The organism is Aurantimonas marina (genome assembly GCF_017183135.1).
Classification (GTDB): domain Bacteria; phylum Pseudomonadota; class Alphaproteobacteria; order Rhizobiales; family Rhizobiaceae; genus Aurantimonas; species Aurantimonas marina.
Window position 1 is genome coordinate 1 of sequence record NZ_JADDXW010000035.1, and the last position, 7,061, is coordinate 7,061.

Here is a 7,061-nt window from a genome sequence, read left to right on the forward strand (position 1 = left end):
GTCGAGGGCACGGAAATCCGGCTTGCCGCCGAAGAGAAGTGGCTTGGTTTGCCTTAATAAGGGTATTGTCTGCCGTACAACACCGCTGCGAAGATCGTTCGAACAGCTCATGATCCAACCTTCCATTCCGGTGAGCCACAATCCAATGCACAGGGGAACCCCTCGATTCACCGAATCAGCACAGGGCTTTAGACGTCAAGTGATCGGCCGCGGTTTCAGCGACATCTCCAGGAAATTGCGCTTATAGGCGGACTCGCCGATCTTGCGCAGAACGCCCCGTCCAAGCTTGTAGCGATAATTGCCGCTGACCGGGTCCGGCACCGCATTGCAGACGGAATTCGCCATCGAGCCCGGATAGTTGAACGCCGCCTTGGCGACGCCCGGCCGGATTTCGTCGGAGACGATCGCCACGGCCACGAACTGGCCGGTCGTGGTCTTGATGTGCCCGTTCTTCATCAGTTCGGTGAAGCTGAGATCCTTTTCCTTCACGCCGATCGGTTCGCCGCTCTGGACGTAGACAGTGTCGTTGAAGCCTTCGACCAGATCACCGGATTCGATGCCATGCGGCGCCGCGTCCTCCGGGTGGATCACCATGTGCGGCCAAGGCCAGCGCTGGGCGAGATAGGGCTTGCGCAGATCGTCGAAGCCGGACTGCCATGTCTCGTTGACGCGGCCATTGGTGATCCAGATCTCGCCCTTTTCCGGACGCGGCTTGATCGCCGCGTAGAAGTCGGACCAGCTGTCATTTTCCCAAGGCGTCTTCAACAGGTTCGCCTTGCCGGTGTGCGTGCCGAAGGCGTAGAGCCATTTCTGATCGGTGGTCACATCCTCGATCTCGCCCCAGTCATTGGACGGATCGTGCAGTTTCGCCGTCCCGACAAGCTCGCCGCCGATGACCCGGATCGGGGTCTGGATGCCCGTCGTGCCGTATTCACGCAGTTTTTCGTGTCCCCTCTTGCCCTCGCGCTTGGCGTGGACGGCGAGCGCGTAATAATTCAGCACGCCGGTGCGGGAGAAACGCGCCGCTTCCTCGAAGATCTGGTTGGAATCCTCCCAGTCGAAGCCCTTGAAGCCCATCTTCTGCGCGAAACGGGAGATCGCCCACCAGTCCGGCTTCGCCTCGCCGGGCGCGTCATTGAACTTGGCATAGAGGCGCAGCCGCCGCTCGGCATTGCAACGGGTGAAGTCGACTTCGCCCCATCCGGCCGCCGGCAGAACGATATCGGCATACTGCGTGTTGAGCGGCTCGACGGGGTAGATGTCGGAATTGACCAGCACCATGCCGCCGGATTCGACCCGTTCGATGAGGGTTTCGATCAGATGATCGCGGTTCAGGTTCTTGGGGTGATGCGGATTGCGCACGGTCAGATCGGCGACCCGCGATGACAGCTCCTGGGAGGAGAGCATCGCGGCGAACCAGGTCAGCCCGACCGTCCACATGAACCGGACTTTGCCATCCATCACCCAGCGGTCGACATTCAGCGCCTTCTTGCGCCGGCCTGGATGTTTCTCGGGGCTCAGCCAGCCCTTGCCTCCGCCCGCGCTCATACCCCCGCGCTGATGGCCGCCGCCGCGCGAGATCACCTGGCCGGGACGGTTGCCGGCGCCGCAGATCAGGCCGAGGGCGGCCAGCGAAGCCGTGTTCATGTAGTTGTTGGACCAGTAATTGCCCTTCTCGAGCATGAACGAGGTTTTCGGGCGCGCGCCGTCATCCCGCGGCTTGGCGATCATCTCGGCGGCCGCCTCGATCAGGTCGGCGTCGAGCCCGGTAATCGCGGCGGCTTCCTGTAACTCGGCCGCCTTCTCGTTGGCGATGAACTTCTGGAAGTCCTCCCAGTCGCTCTGCCAGCGGCCCCAGGTCGTGCGCCATTGCCAGCGCGTATTTCGGGTGCCGCGACCGTAACCGGACTCGATCTCCCACTTGTTGTTCACCCACTTGTCGATGAACTCCTGATCCTGCCAGCCATTGTCGATGATGATCTTGGCCATCGCCAGATGCAGCGCGGTGTCGGTTCCCGGCGTCACCGGCAGCCAGAGACCGCCATTGTCGATCCCGTACTGCACGCCCATCGTGCGATGGGGCGTGGCGAAGATCATCTTCTTGTCGGGGTTCTCGCCGTACATCATCCATTCGGTGAACAGAACGGTCTTCGTCTCGTAGGGATCGACCCCCGACAGATAGGCGACATCGCACTTGCCCCAGTCCGCGTAGGAGGCGGCAAAGGAGTTGATGCCGGCATCATCCAGTCCGGCCGCATCCTCGGCGGCCTGCGGTTTGTCGTGCGGCGCGTAGACCGGGGTTCCGATGGCGCGGTTGACCAGTTTCGAGATCGCATAGGTGTTCTCGAAATACTCGTAGGAGTACGTCTTCATGCCCCATGCATGTTCGCCATGCTTTTTCAGGACATGCTTGGAGACGGCCGCCATGACATCCGTGACCAGATCCCAGGAAACGGGCGTCAGCATCCCGGCGATGCGGATCATCGGATATTTCAGCCGGTCCCGCGTCGGGGTGTTCGGATTGTAGATCTTTTGCGCCAGGGTGCCGCCGCGCACCGAGTGGTTGCCGCCGCGATTGACGACGTCGGCGTCCGGATCGGGAATGACCACCATGTGATGGGGCCGCCCGTCATGCATGCCGATATTGTGCTGCGCCGGTGAAACCCAGACCCCACCCTGCGGGAAATCCACACCGAGCGCGTTCTGGTCGGCGGCCGCACCACCTTCCCGGCCGACGGGCCAGCGGTAAACCTTGTAGCTACAGGCCACGATGCAGTAGCTGCAGGCGGTCGTCACCAGTTCCGCTTCCGGGGGTGGCAGCGGCACGTAGTCGGTGTTCTGGATCGGAGAAGTGGTCATCTGAATGCCTCCCTCAGGCGCCCGAAGGATTGCGGTTGAAGCCATAGAACAGACCCATCACCCCGGTCGCGACGATGTCGTCGCCGTCGAGTTCGAGCGATATCTGCGGCAGGCTGGCGGTCGAGTGCCCCGACACGACCATGCCGTGCTTGGTGAGGTCGAAGGTCGAAAGATGGAGCGGACAGGGACCGAGCACGCTGTGCTTCGGCTTGAAGACGCTTGCGTCCATATAGCCGCCCATGTGCGGGCAGACGGTGTTGAACGCCACGATATTGCGTGCCTCTCCGACGCCGGCTCCGGCTTCCTCATTCAGCATGACGAGGATGTTCTCGATCTCGTCGTCCGGATAGTTGAACGCGATCGCGACGCCCTGCTCGAGATCGGAGACGTTCCCGACCACCTTCCGGGCATAGGAACTGCTCACCAATTGCTGAGCGAAGGCATCCGTGCCGAAGGTTGCGAGGACGGTGACGGACGCGCCGCCCAGCACCAGGAAATCACGGCGGTTCATACAGGCGCGCTTTGGTTGAGCCTCGGTCGGAGGCCTGTGGAGATCGGTCATTTCAAAAACTCCGCCCAGGTTGCGGTCTTTGGAAGCTCGGGCTCGTCCATCAAAAGCGGCTCGTCCATCGAGAGCGCTTCGAGGAAGGCGGCCAGATCGGCCTTCTCGTCCTGGGACAGGCCGAGCGGCTTCAGCACCGTGTTCCCCTCGCCGCCACCGCCGTCGTAGAAGTCAACGACATCCGCCAGCGTCGCGAAGATACCGTTATGCATGTACGGGTCGGTCCAGCGCAGCTCACGCAGCGACGGCGTTCGGAACTTGCCCTTGTCGTCCGGCCGCTTGGTCTTGTGATAAAGACCGAGGTCGTCATCGCCCGCCCGATAGACCGCCTCGGGCACACCCTTCTGATAGAGTTCCCAGCGCAGCGATATCTGATAGAGCGGATCCTGGCCGAACTCGGGCGCGGCCGGGACTCCGAGATTGTAGTATCGCTCGTCCGAAGCGAGCGCGCCGTTATGGCAAGAAAGGCAGCCGCCTTTCCCTTCGAACAGTTCCTTGCCTCGCTTGGCGGCATCGGTGAGCGCTGTCTCGTCGCCTGCGAGGTAACGGTCGAACGGCACCTTGGCGGGGTCGGTGACCAGCGTCCGCTGGAACGCGGCGATCGCCTGCCACGCCTGCGCGATATGCGGCCAGTCGGTTCCGAACACCTGGCGGAAGCCAGCCACGTATTCGGGGACGAAGCGAAGCTTCATCTCCATCATCGAGCCATCGCCATTGCCGGCGACCGCTCCGCCGGCCGCGCCCGGCGCCTGGGACTCGAGCGAGGTGACGCTGCCTTCCCAGAACAACTTGTTGTAATAGGCGCTGTTCAGGATGGTCTGCGAGTTGCGCCAATGCTGCGTGCCCGGATAGCCGAGCGAGATCGGCCCGCCGGTGCCCCAGCCGAGATCCGGCTGATGACAGGCGACGCACCCCATCGCGCCGTTTCCCGACAGCCGGCCATCCCAAAACAGCTTCTTGCCGAGTTCGACCTTTTCCGCCGTCGTCGGGTTATCGGCGGGGATCGCGGGTGACGGAAGGGTCGCGAGCGGCGGCAAGTCTTGCGCTGCGACGACGGAAGACCCGAGTGCGCCGGTGAGGAGCGCGGCGGATCCGAGAAGGGCCAGGATTTTGCGTTTCATCGGTCGCTCCTCAATTCTTGCCGACTTCACGGAGTTGATACTCGGGCAGGTCGGGCACCGTGACATCGGGCGCATCGCCGGTCAGGCTGTCGAGGAATGCCACGAGGTCGGCCTTTTCCTGATCGGAAAGCCCGAGCGGCTTGATCGTTTCGCTCTTGTTCGGTCCGGCGCCACCGCCCGCGTCGTAAAAGGCGACGACATCGGTCAAAGTCGCGAACACGCCCGAATGCATGTACGGGGCCGTCTGGCCGACATCCCACAGCGAAGGGGTGACGAACTTGCCGATATCGGCTTCGTCTTTGGTGACGACGTAATGACCGACATCGGAACGCAAATTCATGTAGTTGGGCGTCCCCATCGTCGCGTAATGGCGCAACATGCTGATCTGGCGGTCGGCGTTGGCCTGCAGGTCGGCATTGTCGGGCACGCCGGTCGCGTACAATCCGCCATCCGAGAGCATCGCGCCCGAATGACACTGCGCACAGCCCGCCTTGCCCGCGAACAGCTCCATGCCGCGCTGGGCGTCAGCGTCGAGCGCCGACGCCTCGCCACGCAAATAGCGGTCGAACGGGGCATTGACGGTGCGGATCGTCTTCAGATACTCGCCGATGGCGCCGTAGATCTTCCCGCCATAGGGATCGCCGCCGAAAGCCTCGTCGAACAGCGCCGCATATTCCGGTACCTGCTTCAGCCGCTCCTGCGCCAGCCGGCTGTCCATGTTCATGGTGTGGGCCTCGGTCAGCATGTCGCGGACGACCGTGCCCTGGTCGGATCCGTCGAGGCGGCCGTCCCACATATAGAAGTTGCGGTTCGCCGCGTTGAACAGGCCCGGCGCGTTGCGGAAATACAGGATGCTCGAATAGCCTTGCGACATGGGCTCGCCGGTACCCCAGCCCTTTTTGGGATCGTGGCAACTGGCGCAGGACTGGGCGGTGTCGCCCGAAAGCCGGTTATCGAAGAACAGCATCCCACCCAGGCGGGCCCGCGCTTCCTTGACCTCGGAGGGATCCGGCAAAGGCGCGAAGACGGCCGGCGCCTCGACGTTACTCTGGGCAACCGCGGGCAAGGCGAAGCCTGCCATGGCAATCGACTGGAGCACGACGACGACTGCGGCCTTACGCGTCAGCTCCGACAATCTACGATCTTGCATGACTAGCCACCTCTAATGCTTGCGAGCGGCTCGCGGCCCGAAATTGTCCTCGGCGCGCGCGCTCGTTCCTTTGGTCCTCCGCCGACGGCAGGATCCAGGATCGGGCCAATGACATCGGCGGTTGATCCTTCGTTCTCGTCGCCAGGGGCGCGAATGATTTCCAGGTCACCCGCAAGGATGGTCCCCCTGGCTTCCTAGGCGCATTGATTGCAATCATGTCCCTGCGAGAAATCCAAAAATGGTTGGCGCTCGCCCAAGTAGCGTGCTGTTCGTTTTGACCTGCGAACATTGATGGAGGTCAATGCGCCGGCACGGATCGACCTGTTGAAAGAGCTTGGTCAGGACGGGGAGCGTCTCCGCCAGGTTGCGAGGAGCAACGCATGGAAGCGATCGGATACCCTGCCTGTGTCAAACCGACGGATGAGGAGAGAATCGGCGATCGGATGACGGCAGCGGCCCAAGCGCTGAGGCACACCAAGGTCTGTATCTGCGAGTTGAAAAGGGGCGAGGTCTGGAATGGCTGCGGGACAGCGAGCATGCCGGTTCTGATCATCCGTGAAGGTCTGGTCGGCTTCGAGCATTTCCTGAGCGACGGCCGTCGTGCCCTGACGGAGCTCTTTATTCCGGGCGACATCGTCGACTGCCGGCGCGGCTTGCGGCAGAACCAAGGAGCCATCGTCGCTCTGGCCGATACCCGCATCAGCACATTCGACGGGGCAACCTTCGATGCCCTTCGCAGGTCCGACGACGTGCTGGATAAAGCGTTCGGCGACCGGCTCCGGGAGCAGTCGCATATCCTGCGCGACCATTGTGTCGATATCGGAAAAAAGACGCCGGCCGAGCGCATCGCCTCGTTCTTCTTCGAACTGCTGCGCCGCCGACGCAGGGCGAGCCAGTCACCGGACGCGATTGCCATCCCGCTGACTTACGCCGAGCTCGGCGACTACCTCGCACTGCAGCCTGAAACCGTGAGCCGGGCGATCTCGCGCCTGACCATCGACGGGATCATCGCTATCGGACAAGGTGGGACGTTCGATATCGAGGACGAAGTCGAGTTGCGGCGCGTCGCCAATGGCGGCAGTCCGAGACGGCGGAAGAACGATAGCGGGTTCGCTCGCCCGATGGCGACCCTCCAGCAGGGCGCGTGACATGCCGCGGCAAGGATAACCCCGCCTACGTCAGTGACCGACCCGACCCGACCCGACCGATCCAGAACAGCGGCCAAGGCGCGCTGGCCGGCGTCGACGACCGGAACGGCGCTGATCCTGTGCTTCAACAAGACGCGGGCAATCTCCCGGATCTCCGTATCCGGTTGAACCGTGATGACATTGGAAGTCATGACGTCAGCTGCTCGCATCTCTGCTCTCCT

The 7,061-nt window shown here is 62.8% G+C and carries 5 protein-coding genes and 1 pseudogene; 1 reads left to right on the top strand and 5 read right to left on the bottom strand.

Annotation, left to right across the window (positions count from 1 at the left end; all coding sequences use genetic code 11):
- Nucleotides 1-195 precede the first annotated feature (195 nt).
- The 4 genes from ING15_RS19045 to ING15_RS19060 are packed head-to-tail and all read right to left on the bottom strand — an operon-like array spanning nt 196 to nt 5,692.
- Nucleotides 196-2,859 (bottom strand): arsenate reductase (azurin) large subunit, encoded by a 2,664-nt coding sequence (locus tag ING15_RS19045; protein ID WP_206456421.1) that lies wholly within the window; start codon nt 2,857-2,859, stop codon nt 196-198.
- A gap of 13 nt (nt 2,860-2,872) precedes the next feature.
- The gene (locus ING15_RS19050; RefSeq protein ID WP_206456422.1) at nt 2,873-3,370 is read right to left on the bottom strand and encodes a Rieske 2Fe-2S domain-containing protein; all 498 of its coding nucleotides are present in this window, start codon (nt 3,368-3,370) and stop codon (nt 2,873-2,875) included.
- A 47-nt stretch (nt 3,371-3,417) separates the two neighbouring features.
- On the bottom strand, nt 3,418-4,542 hold the full coding sequence (locus ING15_RS19055; RefSeq protein WP_206456423.1) for a cytochrome-c peroxidase: 1,125 nt from the start codon (nt 4,540-4,542) through the stop codon (nt 3,418-3,420).
- 10 nt (nt 4,543-4,552) lie between these two features.
- Nucleotides 4,553-5,692, bottom strand: a complete 1,140-nt coding sequence (locus ING15_RS19060; RefSeq protein ID WP_206456424.1) for a cytochrome-c peroxidase — start codon at nt 5,690-5,692, stop codon at nt 4,553-4,555.
- A gap of 380 nt (nt 5,693-6,072) precedes the next feature.
- Between ING15_RS19060 and ING15_RS19660 the strand changes: the two genes are divergently transcribed.
- The gene (locus ING15_RS19660) at nt 6,073-6,840 is read left to right on the top strand and encodes a Crp/Fnr family transcriptional regulator (RefSeq protein ID WP_232845890.1); all 768 of its coding nucleotides are present in this window, start codon (nt 6,073-6,075) and stop codon (nt 6,838-6,840) included.
- Between the two features lie 98 nt (nt 6,841-6,938).
- Here the strand turns inward: ING15_RS19660 and ING15_RS19805 are convergent.
- A pseudogene (locus ING15_RS19805) lies at nt 6,939-7,049 on the bottom strand (CBS domain-containing protein); the annotation flags it as partial.
- Between the last annotated feature and the right edge of the window lie 12 nt (nt 7,050-7,061).

Coding starts and splice junctions, on each gene's coding strand:
- ING15_RS19050 (WP_206456422.1), bottom strand. CDS start 3,370: ATGAACCGCCGTGATTTCCTGGTGCTGGGCGGCGCGTCCGTCACCGTC.
- ING15_RS19055 (WP_206456423.1), bottom strand. CDS start 4,542: ATGAAACGCAAAATCCTGGCCCTTCTCGGATCCGCCGCGCTCCTCACC.
- ING15_RS19660 (WP_232845890.1), top strand. CDS start 6,073: ATGGAAGCGATCGGATACCCTGCCTGTGTCAAACCGACGGATGAGGAG.
- ING15_RS19060 (WP_206456424.1), bottom strand. CDS start 5,692: ATGCAAGATCGTAGATTGTCGGAGCTGACGCGTAAGGCCGCAGTCGTC.
- ING15_RS19045 (WP_206456421.1), bottom strand. CDS start 2,859: ATGACCACTTCTCCGATCCAGAACACCGACTACGTGCCGCTGCCACCC.